This window comes from Occallatibacter gabretensis, from assembly GCF_001449115.1.
Taxonomy (GTDB): domain Bacteria; phylum Acidobacteriota; class Terriglobia; order Terriglobales; family Acidobacteriaceae; genus Telmatobacter; species Telmatobacter gabretensis.
This window is the reverse complement of the sequence record NZ_LAIJ01000006.1, coordinates 20693-46948: the sequence shown is the minus strand read 5'-3', so window position 1 is coordinate 46948 and position 26256 is coordinate 20693. Positions and strand designations below refer to the sequence as shown.

23 protein-coding genes are annotated in these 26256 nt (G+C 58.7%); 9 read left to right on the top strand and 14 right to left on the bottom strand.

Features of this window, described 5'->3' with window-relative positions; all coding sequences use genetic code 11:
- Window positions 1-14: 14 nt before the first annotated feature.
- The 9 genes from VO84_RS04865 to VO84_RS04825 all read right to left on the bottom strand — a co-directional run bounded on the left by VO84_RS04865 (window position 15) and on the right by VO84_RS04825 (window position 9339).
- On the bottom strand, window positions 15-683 hold the full coding sequence (locus VO84_RS04865) for a heme exporter protein CcmB (RefSeq protein ID WP_058186168.1): 669 nt from the start codon (window positions 681-683) through the stop codon (window positions 15-17).
- Entirely contained in the window at window positions 680-1183 is a 504-nt protein-coding gene (ybaK, locus tag VO84_RS04860) for a Cys-tRNA(Pro) deacylase (protein WP_058186167.1), read from the bottom strand. The genes VO84_RS04865 and ybaK overlap by 4 nt, the downstream gene beginning before the upstream one ends.
- Window positions 1180-1851 carry a heme ABC exporter ATP-binding protein CcmA gene (gene ccmA / locus VO84_RS04855; protein ID WP_058186166.1) on the bottom strand — a complete coding sequence of 224 codons (672 nt, stop codon included), beginning with the start codon at window positions 1849-1851 and terminating at the stop codon, window positions 1180-1182. Before ccmA ends, ybaK begins: the two co-directional genes overlap by 4 nt.
- 3 nt (window positions 1852-1854) lie before the next feature.
- Window positions 1855-2373, bottom strand: coding sequence for a cytochrome c maturation protein CcmE (locus VO84_RS04850; RefSeq protein ID WP_058186165.1), 519 nt, complete (start codon window positions 2371-2373; stop codon window positions 1855-1857).
- Between the two features lie 87 nt (window positions 2374-2460).
- A complete protein-coding gene (locus tag VO84_RS04845; RefSeq protein WP_058186164.1) occupies window positions 2461-4575 on the bottom strand; it encodes a RecQ family ATP-dependent DNA helicase in 2115 nt (704 codons plus the stop codon).
- Between the two features lie 115 nt (window positions 4576-4690).
- On the bottom strand, window positions 4691-5911 hold the full coding sequence (locus VO84_RS04840; protein WP_157439727.1) for an aspartyl protease family protein: 1221 nt from the start codon (window positions 5909-5911) through the stop codon (window positions 4691-4693).
- A gap of 118 nt (window positions 5912-6029) precedes the next feature.
- Window positions 6030-8150, bottom strand: a complete 2121-nt coding sequence (locus tag VO84_RS04835; RefSeq protein WP_058186162.1) for a M28 family metallopeptidase — start codon at window positions 8148-8150, stop codon at window positions 6030-6032.
- Between the two features lie 288 nt (window positions 8151-8438).
- Window positions 8439-8843: a large conductance mechanosensitive channel protein MscL gene (gene mscL, locus VO84_RS04830; protein WP_058186185.1), complete on the bottom strand. Its 405-nt coding sequence runs from the start codon at window positions 8841-8843 to the stop codon at window positions 8439-8441.
- A 199-nt stretch (window positions 8844-9042) separates the two neighbouring features.
- Window positions 9043-9339, bottom strand: coding sequence for a hypothetical protein (locus tag VO84_RS04825; protein ID WP_082661718.1), 297 nt, complete (start codon window positions 9337-9339; stop codon window positions 9043-9045).
- 388 nt (window positions 9340-9727) lie between these two features.
- On the opposite strand from VO84_RS04825, the gene VO84_RS22745 reads away from it, so the two are divergent.
- The 4 genes from VO84_RS22745 (at window position 9728) to VO84_RS04800 (ending at window position 11319) form a co-directional block, all read left to right on the top strand.
- Window positions 9728-10171: a CD225/dispanin family protein gene (locus tag VO84_RS22745; protein WP_197413896.1), complete on the top strand. Its 444-nt coding sequence runs from the start codon at window positions 9728-9730 to the stop codon at window positions 10169-10171.
- 20 nt (window positions 10172-10191) lie between these two features.
- Window positions 10192-10638 carry a DUF2752 domain-containing protein gene (locus VO84_RS04810; RefSeq protein WP_197413895.1) on the top strand — a complete coding sequence of 149 codons (447 nt, stop codon included), beginning with the start codon at window positions 10192-10194 and terminating at the stop codon, window positions 10636-10638.
- Between the two features lie 97 nt (window positions 10639-10735).
- On the top strand, window positions 10736-11005 hold the full coding sequence (locus VO84_RS04805; protein WP_058186159.1) for a type II toxin-antitoxin system ParD family antitoxin: 270 nt from the start codon (window positions 10736-10738) through the stop codon (window positions 11003-11005).
- A 2-nt stretch (window positions 11006-11007) separates the two neighbouring features.
- The gene (locus VO84_RS04800; RefSeq protein WP_058186158.1) at window positions 11008-11319 is read left to right on the top strand and encodes a type II toxin-antitoxin system RelE/ParE family toxin; all 312 of its coding nucleotides are present in this window, start codon (window positions 11008-11010) and stop codon (window positions 11317-11319) included.
- Here VO84_RS04800 and mtnA read toward each other — a convergent pair.
- Both mtnA and VO84_RS04790 read right to left on the bottom strand, forming a co-directional pair.
- Window positions 11316-12362: an S-methyl-5-thioribose-1-phosphate isomerase gene (gene mtnA / locus VO84_RS04795; protein ID WP_058186157.1), complete on the bottom strand. Its 1047-nt coding sequence runs from the start codon at window positions 12360-12362 to the stop codon at window positions 11316-11318. The genes VO84_RS04800 and mtnA overlap by 4 nt on opposite strands.
- 18 nt (window positions 12363-12380) lie before the next feature.
- Window positions 12381-13220: a hypothetical protein gene (locus VO84_RS04790; RefSeq protein WP_157439724.1), complete on the bottom strand. Its 840-nt coding sequence runs from the start codon at window positions 13218-13220 to the stop codon at window positions 12381-12383.
- A 196-nt stretch (window positions 13221-13416) separates the two neighbouring features.
- Between VO84_RS04790 and VO84_RS04785 the strand changes: the two genes are divergently transcribed.
- The 3 genes from VO84_RS04785 (at window position 13417) to VO84_RS04775 (ending at window position 16803) form a co-directional block, all read left to right on the top strand.
- On the top strand, window positions 13417-15240 hold the full coding sequence (locus tag VO84_RS04785; RefSeq protein WP_058186155.1) for a sodium:solute symporter family protein: 1824 nt from the start codon (window positions 13417-13419) through the stop codon (window positions 15238-15240).
- Between the two features lie 48 nt (window positions 15241-15288).
- Complete coding sequence (locus VO84_RS04780) at window positions 15289-15543, top strand: hypothetical protein (RefSeq protein ID WP_058186154.1); 255 nt, start codon at window positions 15289-15291, stop codon at window positions 15541-15543.
- A 219-nt stretch (window positions 15544-15762) separates the two neighbouring features.
- Window positions 15763-16803: an SDR family oxidoreductase gene (locus tag VO84_RS04775; protein WP_058186153.1), complete on the top strand. Its 1041-nt coding sequence runs from the start codon at window positions 15763-15765 to the stop codon at window positions 16801-16803.
- A gap of 122 nt (window positions 16804-16925) precedes the next feature.
- Here the strand turns inward: VO84_RS04775 and VO84_RS04770 are convergent, their stop codons facing one another.
- Complete coding sequence (locus tag VO84_RS04770; protein WP_058186152.1) at window positions 16926-17378, bottom strand: CBS domain-containing protein; 453 nt, start codon at window positions 17376-17378, stop codon at window positions 16926-16928.
- A gap of 130 nt (window positions 17379-17508) precedes the next feature.
- A complete protein-coding gene (locus tag VO84_RS04765; RefSeq protein WP_058186151.1) occupies window positions 17509-18852 on the bottom strand; it encodes a retropepsin-like aspartic protease in 1344 nt (447 codons plus the stop codon).
- 165 nt (window positions 18853-19017) lie between these two features.
- Between VO84_RS04765 and VO84_RS04760 the strand changes: the two genes are divergently transcribed.
- Both VO84_RS04760 and VO84_RS04755 read left to right on the top strand, forming a co-directional pair.
- Window positions 19018-21495 (top strand): serine/threonine-protein kinase, encoded by a 2478-nt coding sequence (locus tag VO84_RS04760; protein ID WP_058186182.1) that lies wholly within the window; start codon window positions 19018-19020, stop codon window positions 21493-21495.
- A 252-nt stretch (window positions 21496-21747) separates the two neighbouring features.
- Window positions 21748-24543, top strand: coding sequence for a glycoside hydrolase family 3 C-terminal domain-containing protein (locus VO84_RS04755; protein WP_058186150.1), 2796 nt, complete (start codon window positions 21748-21750; stop codon window positions 24541-24543).
- A 419-nt stretch (window positions 24544-24962) separates the two neighbouring features.
- On the opposite strand, the gene VO84_RS04750 is transcribed toward VO84_RS04755, so the two are convergent.
- Complete coding sequence (locus VO84_RS04750; protein WP_269431403.1) at window positions 24963-26135, bottom strand: acyltransferase family protein; 1173 nt, start codon at window positions 26133-26135, stop codon at window positions 24963-24965.
- Window positions 26136-26256 lie beyond the last annotated feature (121 nt).

The window sequence follows — 26256 nt, the reverse complement described above, 5'->3', positions numbered from 1 at the left end:
ATCGTTATGCTCCTTTATTCCGCGTGCAGCACCACATCAAACAGCAGCAAACACACCGTCGTAAAAATAATGTCATACCCAAACAGCAGCTTGATCCACAACCCAGGATCGCTCTCACCCGTCAAAATCGCGGTGATCGAAAGCACCATCGCCAGCAGCGCCGGAATAAAAATAGGAAACAGAATCAACGGCAGCAGCATCTCGCGGTTCCTGCTGCGAATCGACAGCGCCGCAAAGAACGTCCCATTCGCCACCAGCGCCCATGTCCCCAGCGGCAGCACCAGCAGCAGCTTCCACGCCTCGCCTTCCACGCGCAGGTTGTACATCACCAGGAACACCGGCGCCAGCAGCAGCTGCACAATTTCTACGAAGAGAAAATTAGCCAATGCCTTGGCCAGAAACAACGCCGCGCCCGAAGCAGGAGCCATCCTCTGCGCATCCAGCACCTGGTGGCGAATCTCCCGCGCCCACGCCTGGTTCAGCGCGCTTGCCGAAGCAAACAATGTCGCCACCGAAAGCACCCCGCCCGCAATCTCCCGCGCAAACGAGCCCCGAGGATCAAACGCCAGCGAGAACAGCACCACCACCAGCAGCGCAAAAAACAGCATCGAGTTGATGGCCTCTTTCGATCGCCACTCGATGCGCAGATCCTTCTTCAAATGAGTCCAAACGACGCTCATCATGCCGCCGGACCTCCAGCAGCAGCTTTCGTCAGGTCCACAGTCTCGACCGCTACCTCCAGCGCCGCCGCCGCCCGCAAATAATCCTCCGGCGAAAGAATCAACTGCGTCCCACGCGCCCCCGCAGAAACACTGATCTTGTCGAACAGCACCACAGTCTCATCCACATACACCGGAAACACCTTCTTCGCGCCAAAGATCGTCACGCCGCCGCGAATGTAACCCGTCAGCGGCTGCACATCTTTAAGCGTTACCATCTCCGCCTTGCGAATCCCCGCCGCCCTCGCCAGCTTCTTGAAGTCCAGCTCCGCATCGCCCGGAACCACGGCAAAAATATGCTGTCCCTCACCCACCGTCAGCAGCGTCTTGAACACCTGCTCCGGCGGCATCCCGATCTTCTTCGCCACCGTAATCGCGGAAAGGTCCTCAGGATCCACCTCGTACTCACGCAGCTCAAACGCAATCCCCAGGCTCTCGAGATACCGCGCGCCATTGGTCTTCATAGCGTCGGACTCCCCGGCGCCAAGCTCTCCACGCGCCCCGCCTTCAGCGTCAGCACATAATCGGCAATCGGCGCGGCGTGATCGCGCTGGTGCGTTGTAATCACAATCGTGCGGTTCGCCTGTCGAAACCGCGCCAGCAGATCCACCATCTGCCGCACACTCTCCACATCCATGTTTGAGAATGGCTCATCGAGAAGAAGTAATTCCGGTTGCGCCAGCAGCACTCGCGCCAGCGAAGCCCTCTGCCGCATCCCCTGCGAATACTGCCCCACTGGCCGCTTCAGCTCCGGGTCCAGCCCCACCTGCCGCAGCGCATCGGCAGGCGATAAGCACTCCCGCCCCGCATACAAGCTCGCAAAGTAACGCAAATTCTCTTCGCCCGTGAACTCGTCGTAAAGCATAGCCGCGTGGCTCATATAGCCAATGCGCTCGCGCACCTCGTGCGGCTCACCCTCGCCAAACACGCGCACGCTCCCATGCGAAGGCCTCAGCAGCCCCGCCAGAATTCGCAGCAATGTCGATTTACCCGCGCCGTTTTCGCCCACCAGCACGTAACACTTGCCCGGCTCCAGCTCTGCGCTCACCTGGCGCAGAGCCGCAAAAGACCCAAAAAGCTTCGAGACATTCTCAATCCGCGCGCAGCTCACCGAACTTGCCGCACTCGTCATGCGTTAGTTTGCCGACCCCGCCGTTGAAGGCACAGCCACAGCCGCTCGTGGACTTGCCTGTGCGGGCGCGGCGCTCGGCTGCGAACCCGGAGCAACCCCAGGCTGCGGTGCATACTTGCTCGCGCACTTCGCCTGCAGCATATTCGCGTGGAAAACCCCATCGCGACCAAACGTACCCGCCGCCAGCGCCTGCGAGTTGTCCTTGAAGGTATCCGGCGGAGGCTCTGATCCCTTGTAGTCCACTTTCAGCAGCTTGCCGCCCGCGGCCTTCGCCGAATGGCTCTCAAACTCATTCAGCAGAAAGACCACATGCGTTCCGCTCTGCTCAATCGAGCCCGGCTGCACAAAGCCCTCCACGCGCAGGTTGCTCGAATAGGCCTTATCGCCCATACCGCCCAGCTCCGCAATCGTCACGTAATAGCTTTTACTAGCCCCATAGCCGGACCACGCCAGCCAGCCGATGGTGCCCACAATGACGGCCACTGCTAGGCCGATTCGAACGCTGCTTGAGGAGAGTTTCATAGAATTCCGCCATCTCTAACGATACGGGCCGCAGCAGGCAGGGTCAACCATCCCAGAGTGACCCTCATCACAACGGTTGAGGGCTCGTTATGGATTAGATCTGCATATCTCAAGGATAGCCTCTCCAAACTTCTCCGCCTTTGCAGGCCCAATCCCGTCCACGTCAAGCAATTGCCGTAGATTAACCGGCCGCGCCGCCGCCACAGCATTCAGTGCGCGATCGTGGCAGACAATAAAGGGAGGAACGCGCAGACGTTTAGCTTCTGACGTGCGCCATTCCTTCAGTTTTGCGGCCAGCGCTACACTCACGCCGGACAATTCTACCGGCGCCGCTGTCCCGCCGCCGGAAGTTTTTCCGCTGGAAGTCCCAGCATTCGATCCCGTCTTGCGCTTGCGACTTCCCGATGAACTCGCCGGAGCAAATTCCTCCGCAATGCCATCCGAAAGCAGCAGCGCAATTGCCGTTGTCGCCCGTGTTTCAAGCCCCGCACCCGTGAGACTGATCTTGCGATACGGAATAACGCGTCCATCCTTCTCAAACACAGCCTCTTCGCTCGCCAGCAGCCCGGCACGCTGCATCGCAGCCAGCAGCTTCTCAAAATCATCCCGTCCCACGCGCTCAGCCCATGACAGATCACTCATCAATTGCTTGATCGTTTTATAGGTGGCAGTACGCAGCGATTCAATCACATCCTGCGCCTGCGTGCGCTCTACCGGCGTCGCCCTGCGGAAAAGACAAAGCACCGCACCAGCCGGATCGCAGGCATCGCACACGCCACAGGGCTGCGCCGCATCTTCTACGTCTCCAAAGTGCCGCACCAGCGCCGACATGCGGCATCCATGACCCTCCACATAACGCACCACAAGCTCAAGCTGCTCGCGCCGGTAATCGGCCTGCACCCCGTACGTCTTCTTCCACCCCGGACCACCCACAGTCGCATTACCGTTGAAGTCCACCCGCGCCCCACCGTGAATGTGCAGCTTTTCAATCGCCTTTTCGAAGGCCTCATCGCTCAGCTTGGATTCATACCGCAGCTCATCCAGCTCGCGCGGTTCCTCGCGCAGCAGGCGGTATACGCGATCCAGATCCGCAACCGGCGGATAATCCCGTCCAAGCAGAAAATCATGCGTCCGCCGGTCGGCATAGCTATGCATCAGGATCGTGCGGCTCGCCTGCCCATCGCGCCCCGCCCGCCCAATCTCCTGGTAATAGCCCTCCACAGTCGCAGGCAGCCCGGCGTGAATCACCGTGCGGATATCGGCCTTGTCAATGCCCATGCCAAATGCAATGGTCGCAACTACAACATCGATCTCGCTCTGCTGAAAACTGCGCTGCACGCTTTCGCGTATCGCCGAATCAAGCCCGGCATGGTACGCCGAAGCACGAACGACGTGCGATAGCTCCTCCGCCAGTAATTCGGCCTGCTTGCGCGACTGCGCATAGACAATCGCGGGCCGTCGCGAAGCATCTTTCAGAAATTTGCAAATAACGGCAGCCCGCATAGGCACGGGCACTTCCACAACTTCAATCGCAAGGTTGTCTCGTCGAAAGCCATGAATAAACTTCGCCGGCGCAGGCATCCCGAGCTGCGCCACAATGTCGGCTTGCACGGTAGGCGTAGCCGTTGCCGTCAGCGCCAGCACCGGAGCAGCCTGCCCCTCGCCATTGCCTCTCCGCAACTCCGGCAATCGCTCGCCCAGCATGCGGTAATCCGGCCGGAAATCATGGCCCCACTGCGAAATACAATGCGCCTCATCAATCGCAATCAGCGAAAGCGAGCGCTTCGCCAGCATCTCCGCAAAGCCGGGAACCCGCAGCCTCTCCGGCGCAATGAAAAAGAACTGAAGATCTCCATTGAGATAGTCCGCGCAGGCCTGGCGCGAAGCCGCGCGATCCATGCCGGAGTGAATGCGCGCCACTTTAAGTCCCAGCGCAATAAGCTTCGAGGCCTGGTCCTCCATCAATGCAATCAGCGGCGAAATCACCAGCGCTGTTCCCCCGCGAGCAAGCGCCGGAAGCTGATAGCAGAGGCTCTTGCCCGCCCCGGTCGGCATCACCAGCAGCAAATCGCGCCCTGCGACCGCAGCAACGCAAACTTCTTCCTGATTAGCGCGGAAAGCCGGAAACCCAAAAGTAGTGCGCAGTAGTTCTCGAAGGTCAGACGGATTGGCAGCAGCGCTCAAGGGGAAGGAAGAAAGCAATCTCTCTCCACATTACCGCATCCCACGCAAGCTAGCAGGTTGCGATGCGGATCGACACATCAGTTACCCATATCTGTGACAGAAAGCCGTAAGTATGACCATGGGGAAGAAAATATCAATTCGCATTTTGAAATGGATTACGAAGCAGCAGCTTCACCTGCAGCACGTTCGACTTTCGTTGCACCGTCAGTTCAACCGACCTTCCAGCTTCGCCGAAAATCTTCGCCATTTCCCAGAGAGGCAGCCCCTTCGTGCCATCGATCGCGATGATCTGGTCCCCAGGGGACAAGCCAGCCAATGCAGCAGGCGAGCCGGGAAGCACGCTGCCAACCACGCTTGTTTCATAGCTCGGACCGGAAGAAACTAGATGCAATCCACTTGAGTCCGTCTCAAAAGGGTCTTTGAGGGCATTGTTTGGCGCAAGAAACATCTGCTTGCGAGCATAATCCCACGTAATAGTGAAGCGTCTAAAAAAACCGGCCCCTATGGTCCCAGCAATCGAATCATTGGAGAGAATGCCGACACTCGCGTCAGGCACATTCGCAATCACTTTTGAGAATACAAATGGACCGACTCCAACCTCTTGTATCTGAATACGCTGGGCGTGGATTTCGCCACCGATTGCCGTAACGGTAGGAGCATTCGCAAAATGAGTCTTATCGATCAAGCGGGGATGAGCTTCCAGAAATTTCTTGCTTAAGATCATAGCTCCTGCGGTTCCGCTATCTGCGACAAATCGGCCAGAGACCTTTTCGCCATCATCACCCTGAATTGTCACCTCGACAAAGGGAACATTGCCAAATATCTCGATAGGAATTGCCGTACCGGAGGGTCTTGTTTCAGAATCGGTTGAAGTAAAGGTTGCACGCTGTTGTTGATAATCGACTGCGATCGTATAGTTCAGGAAAAGATTACTTCCAAAGATTGCATCCGTACGTTTGCCCACTTGTTCTGAGATGTAATGAATGGGCAACATCGCGCCCTTCTGGTGAAGAAGCTGAAGCGGATTCGTTGGATTACCCCATTGGAGCTCAGAATCCTCAAAAAGATGAACTGTCTGGCTCGCTCCTTTTCCCATCCCTGCAGCTTCTACAGACTGGGAAGAAGTCAGACCTGCCGTTTGTGCCAGCGAGGGATCAACGATACTGAATGACGAGCCTGTATCCAGAACCACGTTCAGCGGGCCAGATTGGTTGACCTGACCCTGCATATAGACAAGTCCCGAAGTAACTTCAACTGGGATTGTTACGGGTGCGCTTTGTTGAGCCTCGCAACGGCCGAACACAAGTATCAGCCCGCATGCAAGAATCGCAGGAAATCGATTAGCGATGATCACGCTTGAGATTATAGCCGTGTGATCGGATACAAAATTCGGATCAAGGCGCAAGCCAGCGTGGTGCAATATCCCAGGTCTGCAAAGCTGCCAGACCCGGAATATCTCGTCTCAGCCCTGCTTACTCCGCACCATTCAGCGCAGCCGTAGCCTTATCAAGCGCCTCAATCAGCACCTTGGCCTGTTCCTTCGCCAGAGGTGCATCCTTGGCCTCGATCGCCTCATTCACGCCGGGAATCACCACCGCCGCATAGCCCGTAAATTCCCCCGGCGCGTAAATCGTGTGCTTGAACCACGGCCGACGCGGTAATCCCGCCTGCGAAATAAACGCCGCCTCCGCCTCGCGCAGTCCGTGGTTGAGTTTGCCCAGCTTCGCCGCATCGCTGCCCGACGCACTCTGTGCGGCCCGCACCTTCTTCGCCGCCTCCGCAAACCGCTGCGCCGCAGCTGCCACCGGAGCCAGGTCCACGCCGCTCAACTTCTCGTCCGCCGCCTTGCGCTTCGCCCCATCCACATACGACACAATCTCCTTCGCATACGCCGGATAGTCATACGGCAGCACATCCACATCCGCCATCCGTATCGCTTCCAGCCCAAATACCCGCGCCATCTCCTGCAGATACACAAAGTGCGGATCGGCATTCATCGTGAACCATGCATAGTTATCAAACACAGAGTGGTACACGCCGTAAGGCCCGCCCGATCCCACATCCGTCGAAGGCACGCCAACATGCTGCAGAAACGGCGTAAAGTCCGACCCCGATCCCAGATCGCCCACATGTACATCGCCGTCGGAAGGCGCATTCGAAGCCCTGTGCTCATTCTCGCCCGTGTGCGAGTTCTTCCACACCTCGTACACCGTGCCGCCCGCAGGAGAAGGAACGACCTTCGTCACCTCGCGCACAAACTGTTTCAACGATGGCACCGCCGCCGCCGAAAAGTTCGGCCCCGATACGGCCACATCCATGTTGAAGTAAGCCACGGCATGTTCAAGCATCTTGTCGTGCTCTTCCACCCACTCGGTCGAGCCAATCAGCCCTTCTTCTTCTGCATCCCAGCTGCAAAAAATCATCGTGCGCTTCGGCTTCCAGCCCTGCTTCAGCAGCACGCCCACTCCATGCACCGCCTCCAGCATCGACGCCGTGCCGCTGTTCGGGTCCACCGCGCCATATACCCACGCATCGCGATGATTCCCAGCCACCACCAGCTCATCCGGCAGCTCCGATCCCTTTACCTTGCCAATCACGTCCCAGATAATCCGCCGCTGATAATCCTGGATCGCAACCATGTGAACCTTCACGCCGCTTCCGCCCACGTGATAGCGAAACGGCAGCGCGCCCTGCCATCCCTGCGACACACTCGCGCCCTTCAGCGCCTGCAGAATCGGTGCTGCATCGTGATAGCTGATCGGAATCGAAGGAATCTTCGGCTCATTGCCCTCCGGCGACTTGCGCGCCGAGTCCGGCAGGTCCAGCGTCGAAGCCACTCCCGGCGTCTCAGAATCACCCGGATACATCGAGAGGAACTGCACCGAGCCGCGCTGCACGCCGCTATCCGGCCGCCACGGACCATTCGGATAAGCATCGCCCTTGAAGTACCCATCATCCTGCGGATCGCTATAAATCAGCACGCCCGCCGCGCCTCTCCGCTGCGCAATCATCACCTTCACGCCGCGAAAGTTCGCGCCATACCGCGTAATCACAATCTTGCCGTGCAGGTCCACATGCTGCGCCGCAAGCTCGTCAAAGTCCTCCAGCCGCCCGTAGTTGGCATACACCACGTCGCCCGTCACATCGCCAGAGCCAGACGAGCCATTAAATGGCATCACCACGCGCGGATCGTTCTCAAACGGATCGCCGCCCACATGCTCTCGCTCCGGCCCCTTCATCAGCAGTTTGCCGTCAGGCCCAAAGGCCTCAATGCGAATCTCCTTCGGCTGATTCAGTCGCACCCGATAAGGAACAATCTCCGTCTCCAGACCAGCTGCCTTGAACTTCTCCGCCACATATTCCGCGGTCTTATGATCCTCAGGCGTCGATGCCAGGTGCGGCTCGGCAGTCAGGATCTTCAGCTCCTCGCCGGCCAGCTTGGCATCCGGAATAGCCAGAAACGAAGCCTCAGTCTTGGCTTCCTTGCTGAAGTCCACATAACCAAACGGCGTTGCCTGTTGGGGAGCTTGCGCCGGCATGGTGCCGGAAACGAAAGAACATGCGACTGCAAATGCAAATATCTTGCGAATCATCGTGAGAGGAGCCTTTATGGTGGGATTTCGGGAACCTTGCGCGTTGTCAACCAGTGTAATCCCACAAAATCACTCGGAGGAAGCAAGGGTCTTTAGACCTCTGAATTGCCAAATCGTGCGGGGGAACAGGGGTCTTCAGGCAGTGTTTGGGGAACCGGCTTCAGTCATGCCGAAAAAGAGCACAAATACCTCTGGGCTTTAGCCTCCGTGGGAATTTCACGTTGAACGCAACAAAAAGGCCGCCGCACTCCGCGCCGGCCTCATTCCAGAAAAATTGTGCCAGAAAACCTACACCACCGGCTGCGCACAATGCGCGCAACGCTTGGCAGCCAGCGGAATATCGCTCAGGCATTCCGGGCAGGGCTTCGTGGTGGGAGCCTCAACCAGCTCCGGCTTCTTGATCCTGGCCAGCAGCGTGTTCAGCGGAAGAACGATGAAGAAATACACCACCGTTGCAACAATGAGGAACGAGATGACCTCATTCAGGAAGTTTCCAACCTTGACCACGCCGGAACCGGCATGGATCACTACATAGCTGAAGTCCGGCTTGCCAATCACTGCCGCAATCAGCGGGTTCAATACATCGCCCACCAGGGACGAAACAATCTTGCTGAACGCTGCCCCGATAATGACCGCAACAGCCAGATCGACTACATTACCGCGAAGAATAAAATCCCGGAAACCCTTAAGCATCCTGCCTCCATACAAATGAAACTGTTTTTGGGATACGCTTTTGGCCGGGCGCAGATCGGGGAAAAAGCAGCCGGCAAAGATCAGACCTCGAAACTTGCGATGAATTGCTTGAGGTAAGATGCGAAAAATGGTCTTCGAGTGGTCAACCGCCGCCGGATAAAAATTTAAAGGAAACACACGGATAGGAAGCCAGAGGAAACTACGGATAAATCGCCAGGAAAATAATCATCGTCAGAATCAGCAGTTCTGCATAGAGCAGAATCAGCACACCGGCATGGTAAAGGCTCCACTTTCGCTTCAGGCATCGCGCCGTCTCCGCCAGCCCCAACAGTGCCGCGGCCAGCACCGCAATCTGCCAATTGGATCGATGCAGAAGCTCAATATGCGGAAAGCCCGCCAGCCGCAGGCTTACGGCAAAGGCCCCCAATGACAGCACGACTCCCCGCACCAGAGAAGGCCGCCGAAACCGCAGGACCGATACCACCCAACCTGCCATCCCACGATTATCGCAAGCTGTTTCCAAACCATCTGTTCAGACCTGGAATAACACAACACGCCACCCATGCCATGCCTATCATCCGAAACGGAGGGAGCCGAGGCCTTCAGGCTCCGGAACAGCACAGCCGGATACATAGGGCCTTCAGGCCCGGAGAAACAACGTTTTGAACGGTGCGACATGCAGCGCCCGGCAGGATTTTTTCTCCCTGTTGGTAGCGATTCCGATCCGCCGTGATACATACTTAGAAAACTCGCTTTGCATTCCAGCCACGGTCATATCGCCGCATCCCGCGCGAAAGGCAAAGCTTGATCGCTGTTCCAACATGGCCCGGCTTTTGAATCGCGAATGAACTCATGCATCTCCATCCACGGAGGCTGAATCGCTCATGTTTTGTCCACATTGCGGCGCCAATAATGACAACGCAGCGCGCCATTGCAACCAGTGCGGCGCAGGTCTCGTCGGGCCGGCACAACCTGTTTCGTCGCCGGTACAGCAGCCCTTTGTTCCGCTTCCACCGCCGCCTCCGGCCTATGGCGTTCCAGTCATAGCTCCAGGCGTGCCGCTGCCCGCCGGCACTGTTCCCAACTACATGGTGCAGTCCATCCTCGTCACGCTCTGCTGCTGCCTGCCCCTCGGCATCGTCGGCATCGTCAAAGCAGGTGAGGTCAATAACCGCCTGGCAGTGGGAGACCTTGAAGGCGCTCTGAGGGCATCTCGCACCGTCAAAACCTGCCTCTGGATCGGCGTCGCGCTCACCCTCGGCGGCTCCATCATCTATGTCATTCTCATTGCCATCGGCGCAGTCGCCAACAGCGGCGGATTCCGTTGATAAAGCTCCCTTCAGACAGAGTGTTGATCGCGGCTTCCACCGCCGCGCTCCTCTTTCTCATCATCGGAGTGTGCTTCTTTGAGCCCGGCTCCACGGCCTTGTTGCCGCCCTGTCCCTTCCACGCACTCACCGGCCTTTACTGTCCCGGCTGCGGCAGCACGCGCATGCTGTATTTCCTCGTACACGGCCAGTTCGCAGCCGCCTGGCGAGAAAACGCGCTCTCCATGCTCATCCTGCCCATCATCATTTATGGACTGGCTCGCCAGTGGACCCCTTCCGGCGCAGCCGTCTTCACCCGCATCCCAGCCCGTTGGATCACAACCTTCGCAGCCGTTCTGGTGCTCTTCACCGTCGCCCGCAATCTCCCCTGGGAACCCTTCCGTCATCTCGCGCCAGTCGAAATCACCAACGGCCAGCCCCAGCCCAACGCCACAATTCCACGCGAATCGCTCCCCCGCTCCCGCTGACCCCTAAGCAGCACCGCACCCATAACGGATGATTTATTAGCAAAGATTGGCAAACATTGCTAATCGGAATAAACTTGCATTCAGCAGGGAGGCATTCATGCCCACACGCAACGTCAACCTCACGCCGGAGCTAGACCGCTTCGTTCTCTCCCGCGTCGAATCCGGCCGCTACGAGAACGCCAGCGAAGTAGTTCGTGCCGCTCTCCGTTCCATGGAACGCGAAGAGCAAATCTACGAGCAAAAGTTAGCTGCCCTCCGCGCCGCCATCGACGAAGGCGATGCCAGTGGTATTGCGGAAGGCGACGTATTCGGGAGAGTTCTGACCAAGGTGCGCAAAGCAGCAAGAGAGCGTGAGAGGGCAAGCTGATCGTGAGTGTATTGCGCTACTCCCCTCAGGCGGAAAATGATCTACTCGAAATCTCGCTCTATACCTTGTTTACCTGGAGTGAGAATCAGGCAGAAAAATATCTAAGCGATATACACGAGTGCGTACGGATGCTCGCCGGCAATCCCAGGCTTGGCCGCTCGTGCGAAGACATACGCACGGGGCTTCGCCGTTTTGAAAAAGGCCGCCACGTAATCTTTTACCGGCGCAATCCAAGCGGCATTCTCGTTGTCCGTATCTTGCATCAGTCAATGCTGCCGGAGCCACATTTTTTTGAAGAGGCCGAAGAGAACTAACCCACCAGCTCCATCTCCCTCAACGACTCCGCATAAGGCGCCCTCAACACGCCCTTCTCCGTAATAATCGCCGTCACATACTTCGCCGGAGTCACATCAAACGCCGGATTGCAGATCCCCACTCCATGCGGCGTAAGCTGCTTGCCCCCATGGTGCGTCACTTCCTTCGCGCTGCGCTCCTCAATCGGAATCGCATCCCCATCCGGCGTCGCCGTATCAATCGTGCTCCACGGCGCGGCGCAGTAAAACGGAATCCCGTGCTCCTTCGCCAGGATCGCCACGTTATACGTGCCGATCTTGTTCGCAAAATCGCCATTCGCCGCAATGCGGTCCGCGCCCACCACCACGGCCTGGATCCTGCCCGCCTTCATCAGGCTCGCCGCCATGTTGTCGCAGATCACCGTCGTCGGAATCCCATCTTCCATCAGCTCCCACGCCGTCAGCCGCGCGCCCTGCAAAAACGGCCGCGTCTCATCCGCATACACATGAATCTTCTTGCCCATCTCCACCGCCGAGCGAATCACACCCAGCGCCGTCCCATACCCCGCCGTCGCCAGCGCGCCCGCATTGCAATGCGTCAACACGCCACCCTCATCCGGCAGCAACTCGCCGCCCAGCGCGCCCATTGCCTTGCACGAAGCAATGTCTTCGTCGTACATTGCATGAGCCTCAGCCAGAAATCTCTCTCGTACTTCGTCCATCGAAGCACCACCCGCCCGAAGCGAAGCAAACAGAACCTTCATCCGGTCAATCGCCCAGAAAAGATTCACCGCCGTAGGCCGAGTCCCCGCCAGCCGCGCACAAATCCGCTCAAACTCCGGCGCAAAGCTCTCAGAGCTCTCAGCGGTCGAGCGAATCGCCCCCAACGCCACGCCATAAGCAGCAGAAACACCAATCGCCGGCGCCCCGCGCACCACCATGGTCTCAATCACCACGGCCACATCTTCATACGTGGCCGCAATCACGTAGCTCTCATCCAGCGGCAACTTCGTCTGATCAATAAATCGAACACCCTCAGGGGTCCAAGCAAGCGTAGGAATCATACCCTTCTAGTTTACCCGCTACTCTCGTGGGAATCGTGTCTCGCTGTTCTGTTCGCTGATTTCAAGGATCTTCTTCGCGTCATGGCACCCGCGCAAAGAGGTGAAGCAGTCCAGGCGAAAGTTGAATGATTCCGCAAATTGTGCAGGCGACGCCCGCTCGTCAAGAGTCACATACGTACGGCTGATCCAGGATGAGCCAATCTGCTTTCCGTTCGCATCAATCATGGCTTCTTCGTAGGGAGAGACATGGAAGCCCGTGAAGTCGTCAGGCAGTTCTGGTGCGCCTTTCTCCGTATTCGTGGAAAACACCCTCACAATCGCAGCGTAAGGGTGAGGATCCCCCTTGTGGTCTTGCCACTCACGAAACTCAAGCAGAACAAGTTCACTATTCTCAAATCGAGGAGATACAGAAAAATTTGTGTACGGAAGAAACCAAATGTGTTCGTTTACCCAGAAAGGAAGATGGGACGCAGCCCAGCCCGTCCAATGTGGATAGCTGGAAATCTCATAGCTATCCCGCATAATACGCGTATGGCCTGACATCCACTGCTGCCCATGGGAAAGATACCTGTCAAACTGAGACAAGGCCTTACGGGTCTCAGCTTCTGTTGCGCCGGGGCGAAGAAATCTCGCGGAAGTCAGAAGCCGGGAAGCTTCCCAGCGGCTATACCAGCTAGTCACAAGGATGCTGAAGAGTGGAACAACTGTAAGAATTATGAGAATAGCTGCGAAAGTTCCAACTATCCAACGTACCTTGTGGCGCATGCGTGCAGAATAGAAAAAAAGCCGCATCGCTGCAACAGAGATATATGATCGACGATCAGAAATCGACGCATCCATTTTTGTAAACGTTTGCATTTTCCCCTTGCCCGCCCCACCCCGCCCTGCGTACAGTAATCTCCGATACAGGTCAGAAATTCCCGCCGCGTCGCGCTTTATTTCGATGTGGTTTCGTAACAGGGCACGGCTTCAGCCGTGCCGAAAGATGGCATAAAGACATCCGGGCTCTAGCCCCTGAGGTTTTTAAGCCGCCGCACCAAAGGAGCAACCGCACTTGGAACTCAAATCAGTCGACTGGCTCATCATGCTGTTGTACTTCGCCTTCGTGATAGGCATTGGTTTTGCCCTCAAGCGATACATGAAGACCAGCAAGGATTTCTTCCAGGCAGGCCGCGCCCTGCCCGCATGGATCTGCGGCCTCGCCTTCATCTCCGCCAACCTCGGCGCGCAGGAAGTCCTCGGCATGGGAGCCTCCGGAGCCAAGTATGGCCTTGAAACCGCGCACTTCTACGGCATCGGCGCCATCCCCGCCATGATCTTCGTCGGCATCTTCATGATGCCGTTTTACTATGGCTCCAAAGCCCGCTCAGTCCCCGAATTTCTCCGCCTGAGATTCGACGAAAAGACCCGCGCCTTCAACGCCTGCACCTTCGCCGTCATGACGGTCTTCTCCTCCGGAATCTCCATGTACGCCATGGCCCGGCTCATCCAGTTGCTGCACGTCTTTGACAGCATGTTCCGCTCCCTCAACTGGCCGCAGTCAGGCATCTTCACCTTCTCCATCGTCCTCTCAGCCATCATCGTTCTCGTCTATATCTTCCTCGGCGGCCTCACCAGCGCCATCTACAACGAAGTCTTGCAATTCGCCATCATCGTCGCCGGTTTCTTCCCGCTCGTCTTCCTCGGACTCAAAAACATCGGCGGCTGGCAGGGCCTCAAAGCCAGCCTGCCTGACGCCTACATGCACGCCTGGCACGGCCTCGGCCACGCCTCCACCAATCCCATGGGCGTCGACGCCATCGGCATGGGCGTGGGCCTCGGCTTCGTCCTCGGCGCGGGCTACTGGTGTACTGACTTCCTCGTCATCCAGCGCGCCATGGCCACGCCAGACATGGATTCCGCCCGCCGCGTCCCACTCATCGCAGCCATCCCCAAAATGTTCTTCCCATTTTTGGTGATTATCCCCGGCCTCATCGCCATCGCGCTGCCCACCCCGCACACCACGGAGACCGTCATCCACGGTGCTGACGGAGCCATCATCCACAACATCCAGGTCGTCCCGCAGCAGATCGAGCAGGGGAAGGGAATCGTCCCCGCTAAAATGAATCCCGTCACCGGCAAGCCTATGCTCACCGCCTCAGGCCAGCCGCTCCTCGATTACGACATGGCCACGCCCAACATGCTCCTGCACTATTTCCCCACCGGCCTGCTCGGCCTCGGCCTCACCGCGCTTCTGGCCAGCTTCATGTCCGGCATGGCCGGCAACGTCACCGCCTTCAACACCGTCTTCACCTACGACATCTACCAGTCCTACCTCAACAAGCGCGCCTCGGATCATCACTACCTCGTCATCGGCCGTTGGGCCACCGTCGTCGGCATCCTGCTCTCCATCGGAACCGCCTACGCCGCCATCGCCTTCAACAACATCATGGACACGCTGCAGCTCGTCTTCAGCTTCGTCAACGCCCCGCTCTTCGCCACCTTCCTCCTCGGAATGTTCTGGAAGCGCACCACCGGCCACGGAGCCTTCGCCGGCCTCATCGCCGGCACCAGCGCAGCCATGCTCCACCACGGCCTAACGCTACCCATTGAGGCCACTCCCGGCATCCACGGCGGCTGGCTTACGGTTGTCCATCACTACCCCAGTGACATGGCGCAAAACTTCTGGGGAGCTATCTTCGCCTTCTCCGCCAACTTCATCGTCACAGTCATCGTCAGCCTCATCACCAAACCCAAACCAGACTCAGAACTCGTAGGCCTCGTCCACTCCCTAACCCCCAAACCCGAAACCGGCCATCTAACCTGGTGGAAGCGCCCCGAAGCCCTGGCCGTAGCCATTCTCGTAGTCTTCGTAGCTTTAAGCATCTTCTTCGCCTGAGACTTTTTTCTGATCTCTAATCTCTGACCACTGATCTCTGAGGTAACTATGAATCTCGACCTCCGCATCCCCATGGGCCTCATGTTCTCTTTCGTCGGCATCATCCTCGCCGCCTTCGGCCTGGCCACCCGCTCCACGCCCGCACTCTACGAAAAAAGCCTGGGCATCAACGTCAACCTCTGGTGGGGAATCGTCCTGCTCATCTTCGGCCAGATCATGTTCCACATGGGCCGCCGCACCAGCAAGCAGCTCCAAAAGCTCCCACCAACATCTTTGGACTCTAATCCCCGGCGCAACCACTGAAGCTCGGTCTCCCCCCAACGACCGTCATCCTGAACGTAGTCGTTTTTCAGACAGAGTGAAGGACCTGCTTTTGTTTTTCCGCTAACTTGCTACGCGTAGCGCTAACTTGCTGCCTCCGCTCATTTCCATCACTTACGTCACTACCATTTCCACCGCCGTCATTTCCCCGGCGCAACTTTTGCGCGTCGTCCATCGCTTCTCCCTCATCCAAAACCCACCATGAGCAAAGTTCTCGTCACCGGCGGCTCCGGCTTCATCGCGGCCCACACCATCCTCCAGCTTCTTGAAGCTGGCCACGAGGTCCGCACCACAGTCCGCAACCTCAAGCGCGAGCCGGACGTCCGCGCCATGCTCAAGCAGGGCGGCCTCGACGTCAATGTAGCCGACAGCAAGCGCCTCACGTTCGCCGCCGCCGATCTGCTCGACGACATCGGCTGGCCGGAAGCCGTAGCCGGCTGCGAGTTCGTCCACCACATCGCCTCGCCCTTCCCATCCACCGTGCCCACGGACGAAAACGAGCTCATCAAGCCCGCGCGTGAAGGCGCAGTCCGCGTCCTCCGCGCCGCCCGCAACGCAGGAGTGAAACGCGTCGTCCTCACCTCGTCCTTCGCCGCCATTGGCTACGGCCACACCGAGGCCAAGGCAACCTACACGGAGGAAGACTGGTCAGACCCCAACGGCCCCGGCATCCAGGCATATCCGAAATCGAAGACCCTCGCCGAACGCGCCGCCTGGGACTTCATCGCCAAAGAAGGAAATGGTCTCGAGCTCGCCGTAGTCAACCCCGTAGGCGTCTTCGGTCCCGCCCTAGGGCCGGATTATTCAACCTCCATCCTCATCGTCAAGATGCTCATGGAGCGCGCACTTCCCGGCCTGCCGCGCATTCACTTCGGCGTCGTCGATGTCCGTGACGTAGCCGACATGCATCTCCGCGCCATGACTCACCCGGCAGCAGCGGGCCAGCGCTTCCTCGCTGTCTCCGGCAACTTTGCCTCCATGCAGCAGATCGCGCTCATGCTCAAGCAGGGCCTCGGCGAGCGCGCAGCAAAGGTGCCCACCATGCAGCTTCCTGATTGGCTCCTGCGCGTCTCATCCCTTATGGATCCCCGCGTCAAAGGCGTCCTGCCCGAGCTCGGCAAGCACAAGAACGCCACCAGCGCCAAGGCGCAGGGAATGCTCGGTTGGAAACCCCGCTCCCGCGAAGAAGCAGTAGTCACAACAGCCTTGAGCCTGATCGAACTGAATCTTCTAAAAAAGTAAGCAGAAACTGGGTGCCCCACTCTCGCGGCGTCTTTGTTCTTGCCGCTAGGGTGGGATATTTACAGCCTTTGTCTTTTATCTATAACCCTTGTCCCTAATCCCTAATCCCTATTCCCTGCATTTCACGCCGGATACCCGCCCGTCACATAGCCTTCCAGCTCCTGAATAGCGCGGTCCTGCTGCGAGATCACCCATTTCACCAGGTCGCCAATCGACACCACGCCCATGACACCGCCACGGCCCACCACCGGCAAATGCCGGAACCGGTGCCGCGTCATCATCTCCAGGCACTCATCCACCGTGTGCTCCGGACTTACAAACATCACCGGGCTGGACATCATCTGGCTCACCCGTGTCTCCCGCGAAGGATGCCCCAGCAGCACGCCCTTGCGCGCATAATCCCGCTCGGAAAGAATGCCGGAAAGCTCGCCATCGGACAGCACCAGCAGCGCTCCCACATCGTGCTCAGCCATCAGCTTCAGCGCATCGTAGACCGTGTCATCCGGCCCAATCGAAAGGACTGTATCTATGTTCTTATTCTTCAAAACCTGCGCAATCGTATCGTGTATCTTCATCGCTTTCTCCCATCTGTACTTCGATGGTCAGCGACTATAGCGCAAACGAAAGACAAAAGGGAAGGGGATAAAGCAGGGAGCAGGAACTGGGAAGAGGATGTTTTCGTCCCCCGTCCTTCGTCATTCATCCTTACTCCCTGTTTTTCACCCGAAACCGCATCGTCCGGTAATCGAAGGTATAGCTCCCAAGCTGGTCCAGCCAGTCCACACCCAGCACGCCATACACATCGTCAATCGCCGACTGCCCCAGCGGCACGGTGAGCACCTGCAGAAAATGCGCATCCACCCGCGTTCCGCCCACGGCCAGCGGAAGCGTCTCCGCCGTATACGCCGGCTGCGGAGGCAGCTTCTCAGCCCCCGGCACCGTAAACAGCTCCGGTTTGCCGCCAAAGCTCTTCGCGTGTTCGCTGTAATACCGCGAAGTCAGATAGCTCTGCTGTCCGCCCGCATCCACGGCAAACATACGCTCTCCGCCCGTTGGTCCCACCGCCACAATCACCCGGTCGCCATCCAGAAAGAATCGCGCCCCACCCGCATTCTTAGCCTCAGCATCAAGGTCCTTCCCCGGATGCACTTCAATGGTCGCGTTACCCGTAATCGTCAAACTCCCCAGCGCCGAAACCGCAGGAAAGCCCAGCACGCCCTGCGCATCAAAGTAGTCCTTGTCCTCAAAGACAAAAGCCGTCAGATTCCTCAGCGTCAGCCTGCCGCCAATCGTGATCCGCGGAATCAGCGTCGCATGAACCGTCATCGGTTTCCCCGTCAGCGTATGAACCGTCGCACTCGCGTCGCTGATCTTCAGCCCCACCTCGCGCGCCACCGAGCGCGAAATCAGATTGAACGGCGCTGTCGGGTCCAGCATCCACCGGTGCGGATGCGCGTCCACAAATACCGGCACGTCCGTCAGCCCCAGCGCATTCTTGCTCACCTGCATCGAGAACGGCTCGCAAGGCTCCACAGTCATCACGGGATTGTCAACCGCCAGCGGCAGCAGCCTCAGCGGCAGCTCCATCTCATCCTGTTCAGACTCCGTCAGCTTGCCCCAGAACCGACCACTGAAAACCTCATACGCCTTCGCCGCCTTCAGCAGATCGCCCTCACGCGCATAATCCTCAGCCAGCGTCTTGCGCAGCAGCTTTTCCTGCTCTCTATCGCCACTCGCAGAAACCTTCTCGATCAGCGGCTCCAGCAACTCAATCGACGTCTTCGGATCGTTGTCGCGATTGGCCAGTATCCCGCGGTAAAGCCGTGCCTGCTCCGGCGGAAGTTGATCCAGCTCGTCTGCAATCTTGAAATACTCATGATCCGCCAGCAAACTCCGCATCCGCGTACTCACATCGATGCCACTAGCATGCCCCGTATGCACCTGCGCACCCTGCCCGGGCAGCGCATTCGGATCTGTCTGCGGAACAGGCACCGTCTGCTGCGCCTGCAAGCAAACCGCAATCGCAAGCCCAGTAGCACTCAACGTCATTCGCCAAAAACAGCGCAAATCATTTGCCCAATTTGAAACAGCTATCATTTTCAGTTTTCACGTTACCAGATTTCCACCGCGCATCCCGCACTCTGCGTCACCACCGCATCCATGCGATTGCAGACCTTACACTTGAAGCAGGCCCACAAGGAAAAAACGGACACCATGAAGAAACGGACCATAGAACAGTACGAGATCGTCCGTCGCCTCGGCGCAGGCGGCAGTGGCGTCGTCTATCTGGCCAACGACTCGTTACTGCAGCGCCCCGTCGTCCTCAAAATTCTCCGCACCGGCCTGCTCACCGCCGAGCAGATGCGCAGCACCGTCCTCCGCGAAGCCCGCATGGCCTCCGCCATCGAACATCCCAATGTCTGCGCCATCTATGAAGTCGGCGAAAGCGGCGATGAAGCCTACATCGTCATGCAGTACGTGCCCGGCCAGTCGCTCGATCACCTCATCGCCCGCGGCCCCGCCAGCCTCCAGCTCATCCTCTCCGTCGGCATCCAGGTCGCAGACGGCCTCCAGGCCGCGCACTCCATTGGCATCTTCCATCGCGATCTCAAGCCGCAGAACGTCATGCTCACCGACGGCGGCCTCGCCAAAATCCTCGACTTCGGCCTCGCCCGCCGCCTGCGCCCGGAAGACACCGCATTCGACCCCGGCAAACCCGCCCTCGCCAGGGATGCATCGCTCGCCGCCACCTACACCGCGCGCGGCGGCACCATCCGTTACATGGCCCCGGAGCAGTTCGTCACCGGCCAGTCCAGCGTGCAGTCCGATGTATGGGCCCTCGGCGTCATCCTCTATGAGCTAGCCTCAGGCCGCCATCCCTTTTCGCGTCCAGACGCCGAAGACTTCCACGCCATCCGCGCCATTCAATTCTCCAATCCGCCGGACCTCAGCGAAATCGCCCCCGGCATCTTGCCTGAGCTCAAGTCCGTCATCACCTGCTGCCTTGAGAAGAATCCCGCCTCGCGCTACGCCTCCGCCGCGGAGGTCCGTGAAGCCCTCAAGACCATCATGAAGGCCGCGCAGATTGAAACCGGCAGCATCCCCGGAGAAGCCGCAGCCAATCTCCCCACCACCGGCATTGAAGCAGAAAAGCGCGCCACCGGCTTCCTCTCCATGCTCGCCGAGCGTTTCCGCGAGTCCTCAAACGACGGCCCGCAGCAAAACTCTCTCGTCGTTCTGCCGTTCACCAATCTCGGCGCCACAGAGGTCGCTCCGCTCTACGGCTATGCCCTTGCGGACGCCATCGCAGCCCGTCTCGCGCGCATTCCGGCTCTCATCGTGCGTCCCTCCAGCACGCTCATGACGCTGCCCATCTCCCAGATGGACCCACTTCAAGTAGGCCAGCGCCTGCTCGTCTCCTTCGTCCTCGCCGGCAGCTTCCTCCGCTCTGAGCAGGGCCCCGAGCACGGTTTCGATCTCAACTGGCAGCTCCTCGATATCGCCTCGCAATCTGTGCGCTCCGGCGGAGCCATTCGCGTCGCCTCTCTCGATCTCATTGCCGTGCAGACCGAAATCTCCAATGAAGTCTTCGCCTCGCTGCATGGCGTCGGCTCCGCCGATATGGAATCCGCTCCCGCTCTCGCATCCAGTGAAGCCTCGCTACCCGGTGCGGTCAGTGAAGAGTACCTGCAAGCCCGCGCCGTGCTAAGCTCCTTCATGGTGCGTACCGGCGCGCGCGCCGATCTCGATCGTGCCCACGCACTCTTCACCTCCGTCACATCTCGCGATCCCGAATTCGCTCAAGGCTGGAGCGGTCTCGGCATCGCGGAGCTGCAGTACGTTCGTCACGGCTTCGGCGGCCAGATTCACGTCATGCACTCCCGACGCGCCTTCGATGAAGCGCTCCGCCTCGATCCCTCCGCCGTCGAACCGAATCTCTATCGCATCTACATGCTGCTCTCGCGCGGTGAAAAAGAATCCGCCCGCCACGGAACCGCCAACCTGCTCACCACCGCACGCAATGACTGGAACGTCCACATGGTCGCGGGCCTCGCCCTGCGCGGCGACGGCATGTATGACGAAGCCCTCGCCGAGTTCAACCGCGCCCTCAAGCTCAACCCGGCCAACGCCGCCATCCTCTATAACCATCGCGCCCGCGTCTATCACTATCAGAACCAGCTTGAGCTGGCCGGCGACGAGCTCGAAAAGGGTCTCGCCCTTGAGCCGCGCCATCCGCTGCTCCGCACCTCCGCCGGCTATCAGCAGATGCGCCTCGGCAACGTCGACTCAGCCATCGAAATCCTCGAAAGCGTCGTCCGGGATGACGGCCTTCTCCGCATCGCCGTGCCCACGCTCGCCATGTGTTACGTCATGGCCGGCGAACGCACCCACGCCGCCGCTCTCCTTAAAGACGACACCCTCGCCGCCGCCGAAGCCGACAGCGAGATGGCCTATCGCCTCGCCAGCTACTTCGCAGTAGAAGGCGACTCCACCGAAGCCCTTCACTGGCTGCGCCGCGCCATCTATCTCGGCAATGAAAACTACCCGTGGTTCCAGAAAAACCCCGCCTGGAACAACCTCCGCACCAACTCCGACTTCGACCGCATCCTCGACGACCTGAAGAAAGCCTTCCGCCGCAACCAGAAAACCTGGAAGCGCCTCCTCGACCAGATCCCCCCCGACACCGACTAGTCCCCGCTTCTGCCTTTCGCCAGTCCCACCACAAAGAATGGGTGCCCCATTCATGCGCAGCCTTTTCGCGCATGAGTGGGATAGCAACCAGCTAACCTTGAGCTTCGTAACAGGGCACGGCTTCAGTCGTGCCGCAAAAGCCGTAAATAAACGACGGGGCTTTAGCCCCTGCGGGATGTTTTTTACGCCACCCGCTCCGCCAAGATACAGTGAATATGCTTCGCCATCCGCTGATAATCCGGAGTCTTCTTCATGCGCCTTGTATTCGCAGCAGCAATCCTCGCAACCTTCGCCTGCAACGCAATCAGCGCGCAACAAGCCACACCGCCTCCAACGTATCTCGGCGTAACAAACAGCGCCGCGCCCACCCAGCCCAGGCCAACCCCCGAGCAACAAGCCGCAGCAGCCCGCATGCCCTTCCGCAACCCATCCCTCCCCATCTCCACCCGCGTAGATGACCTCGTCTCCCGCCTCACCCTCGAAGAAAAAGTCAGTCAAACCATCGACCGCGCGGCAGCCATCCCACGCCTCGACATCCCCGCCTACAACTGGTGGAACGAGGGCCTCCACGGCATCGCCCGCTCCGGCTTCGCCACCATGTTCCCGCAGGCCATCGGCAACGCCGCCACATGGGACGCGCCTTTCGTCGAGCAGATCGGCACAGTCGTCTCCACTGAAGCCCGCGCCAAATACAACGACGCACTCGCCCACGACAACCACGACCGCTACTACGGCCTCACCATCTGGTCGCCCAACATCAACATCTTCCGCGATCCCCGCTGGGGCCGCGGCCAGGAGACCTACGGCGAAGACCCATTCCTCACCGCCCGTCTCGGCACCGCCTTCGTCAAAGGCATCCAGGGCGACGATCCCAAATACTTCCGAGCCATCGCCACGCCCAAGCACTATGCAGTCCACTCCGGTCCCGAGTCCACGCGCCACGAAGCCAACGTCGATCCCAGCGAGCACGATCTCTGGGACACCTACCTGCCCGCCTTCCGGGCAACAATCACTGAAGGCAAAGCCGACTCCATCATGTGCGCTTATAACCGCGTCGATAAAGACCCCGCCTGCGCCAGCAAAATGCTCCTTGGCGATATACTCCGCGGCGACTGGGGCTTTCAAGGCTACGTCACCTCCGACTGCGACGCCATCGACGACTTCAGCCAGCCCCACGGCCATCACTACTCCGCAGACAACGAAGCAGGCTCCGCCGCCGGCATCCTCGCCGGAACCGACCTCGACTGCGGCAGCGCCTACAAATCGCTCACCGCCGCCGTCCGTAACCACCGCATCACAGAAGCCCAGCTCGACATCACCCTCAAGCGCCTCTTCACCGCGCGCATAGAGCTAGGCATGTTCGATCCACCCGCACAAGTCCGGTTTTCATCCATCCCATTCTCCATCGTCAACTCACCGGAGAACGCAGCCCTCGCCCTCCGCGCGGCCCGCGAATCCATAGTCTTGCTCAAGAACGACGCGCACACTCTTCCACTCAAACCCGGCACAAAAACCATAGCCGTCATCGGTCCACTCGCCGCATCGCTCATCGGTCTTGAAGGCAACTACAACGCCATCCCCGTCCATCCCATCCTGCCCATTGACGGCATCGCATCCGAGTTCGGCGCGGACCACATCGTGTACGCCCAGGGCTCGCCCTATGTTGCAGGCGGCGAAATGCCCATCCCGCGCACCCTGCTCCGCACCACATCGAACGCCGAAGGCCTCACCGCCGAATACTTCGCCCACCCCGGCTTCGACGGTGCTCCCGCCTTCACCCGCCCTGTCTTTACCCGTATTGACAAGGAAATCGACTTCGACTGGAACTCCTCCAACCCCGTCGAACCCACCGACACCACCACCCAGGCCTTTGCCGTCCGCTGGACCGGAACCATCGCCATGCCGCAGCCCGGCACATACAATCTTCAGCTTCGCCTGCCACGCTGCGGAGCCTGCGACGGCAAACTCACCTACGCCTTCTATCTCGACGGAAAAAAGCTCGACCCCACCGCTCCGCCCACAGACGCCATGGGCAAGCTCCCACCCAGCGGCCGCAACTTCGGCGGCATCCAGCGCTTCGCCATTCCATTCGCCGACACCGCGCCCCACGCCATCAAAATCGAGTATTCGCAGACCGGCAAAATCCAGGGCAGCATGATCGCCTTCGAGTGGGAGCCCTCGCAGCAACTGCTCCAGAGCCAAGCCATTGCCGCCGCAAACAAAGCCGATGTAATAGTAGCCTTCGTCGGCCTAACCCCGCGCCTCGAAGGCGAAGAGATGCGCGTCAACGCCAAGGGCTTCTCCGGCGGCGACCGCACCGACCTCGAACTCCCCGACGTCCAGCAGCAGCTTCTGGAAGCCGTCGCCAAAACCGGCAAGCCTATCGTTGTCGTGCTACTCAACGGCAGCGCACTCGCCGTCAACTGGGCACAGCAGAACGCCCGCGCCATTGTTGACGCGTGGTATCCCGGTCAGTCCGGCGGCCAGGCCATCGCGGAAACCCTCAGCGGCAAAAACAACCCCTCAGGCCGCCTGCCCGTTACCTTCTACACCGGCGTCGATCAGCTCCCGCCCTTCGACAACTACTCCATGGCCAACCGCACCTACCGTTACTTCACCGGCAAGCCCCTCTATGCCTTCGGCGACGGCCTCAGCTACACCACCTTCACCTACACGCATCTTGGCCTGTCCAATGCATCCCTTCATGCAGCAGACACACTCACCGTCGAAGCCGACGTGACTAACTCGGGTGCATCCGCCGGCGATGAAGTAGCCGAGCTCTACCTCGCCCCACCCAAAACCGATCTCTCACCGCGTCACGCATTGGCAGGCTTCCAGCGCATCCATCTCACCCCCGGCGAAACAAGACACCTCACCTTCCACCTCGACCCCCGCACCCTCTCACAAGTCGATGCAACGGGCAATCGCGCCGTCTCACCCGGCGAATACAAAATCTACCTCGGCAGCAGCCAACCGGATGGCGACGCAGCGCAAAGCGTCCTCTTAAAAGAGTTCAAAATCACTGGAACACAAGCCGTCCCTCGCTAGACAGCTTCTGATGAATCGGAGATTGTTTTCCGGAGAGAGCCGGGGCCTTCAGGCCCCGGATTACGGGCTCAATTTTAAGAGGCTTTAGCCTCGGGTTCTTTCCCGGATTGCGAGCCCAAAAAATTCCATCAGAAAGTTTGCGTAGAATTAACCCCGTTTGTGCTTTACTCATAATCAGCAGAGAAAACGGCCCGATTCCGCCACAGGAATCGGGCCGTTTTCTTTCTGCACAGATCACGCGGGCGCAGAAAAGGCGAACACACCGGGGCACACCAAAAAATGCTCGTAAGGCAATACAAATAAATGCTTTATATGGCCAATGTGCATATTTTTTTTATTTATTTGGTAACCACGTTCCATTATTTAAATGGTAAATACCTTAAGCCGTTGGCAACTACAATAATCAATCACTTATATTCTTACTGAACCGCTTCCATCAAGTGCGCTTTCGCCCGCACGCCCCTATCCCGCAACCACAAAAACGGCCGCTCCACGCACAGGTGCAGCGCCCCCGCAGTAATCAGGCAGAAAGCCGCATACACCGCCAGTCGTCCCCACATGCTCGCCTCATGCAGGTGTGGAAAACACAAATCCACAACATGAATCAGCGCCTTGCTGGTCAGATAAACCGTGAAGGCCAGAGTAGCAATCAGCCGCGCGCCAGGAATCTTCCACCGGCCCAGCAGCCCGTTCTCACTGATCGATGAAGCAACAAGGCACGCAAGGCCAAGCGCAAGAATCGGAAATCCGACAATATCTCCAACCGCTGCCACTCCAGTCGCTGAAGCATAGCGGTCATGCGTCAACCACAAGGCAAGAGCCACAAGCCCCACAGCCGCCAATGTTAGTGCATGACCATGCCGCGCAATCCTCTGCCACCACTCAGGCCGAAAAATCTTTACCGCGGCCAGCACCACTCCCATCAGCAGCCCATCCAGCCGGCTGTAAGTCGGGTAATAGATGTGCGCCATGTACAGCCTGCCCCACGATTCGCCTACACGATCCGCCGGCTGCAGCACATGAAAGAGAAAGTAGCTTCGAACAGCAATGCCAAACAGCAGCACGCCCGCAGTCACCACCGCAGTCTTGCGCAAAGAAGGTTTCTTCATCAGCACCAGCACAATCAGTGGTAGCAGCAGGTAAAAATGCTCTTCAACACACAAGCTCCACACATGCGAGAAGACCCATGCTTTGGAATTAGGCAAAGATAGGTTGAAGGTAAAGGTCAGGTACCTCCACGGCGAAGCCATGCCATCGAACTCAGGCCACTTCGGCACCCAGTAATACGCCGCCAGCACCAGCAGATACGCCGGCAGAATCCTGAAGAGCCGATTGCGATAGAACTCCCACAATCCCGGCCGCTCGCCCTTCGCATAGGGCTTCAGCAACTGCGACCCAATCAGGTACCCGCTCAGCACAAAAAACAGGTCCACGCCAATCCAACCATACTGGGCAATCGGCTCAAGCCACGCAGGCAAGGTATTATCGCCACCGAAATCCAGCAGATGGAAAATAATGACAGCAAAAATCGCCATGCTTCGCAGCGTATCGAGGCCATGAAAGCGGGGACCTGAAAGACGTGCGCCAGGCACGTAGGAAGAAGCGGAGTTGTTCAAGGAAGTGCGCCTCAGAGGAGTGAAATCAAATTCAGCCTAGCGCATATCTGATCTTGAAATAATCTCATCCAAAACAAAGAAAAAAACCCGTACCTGC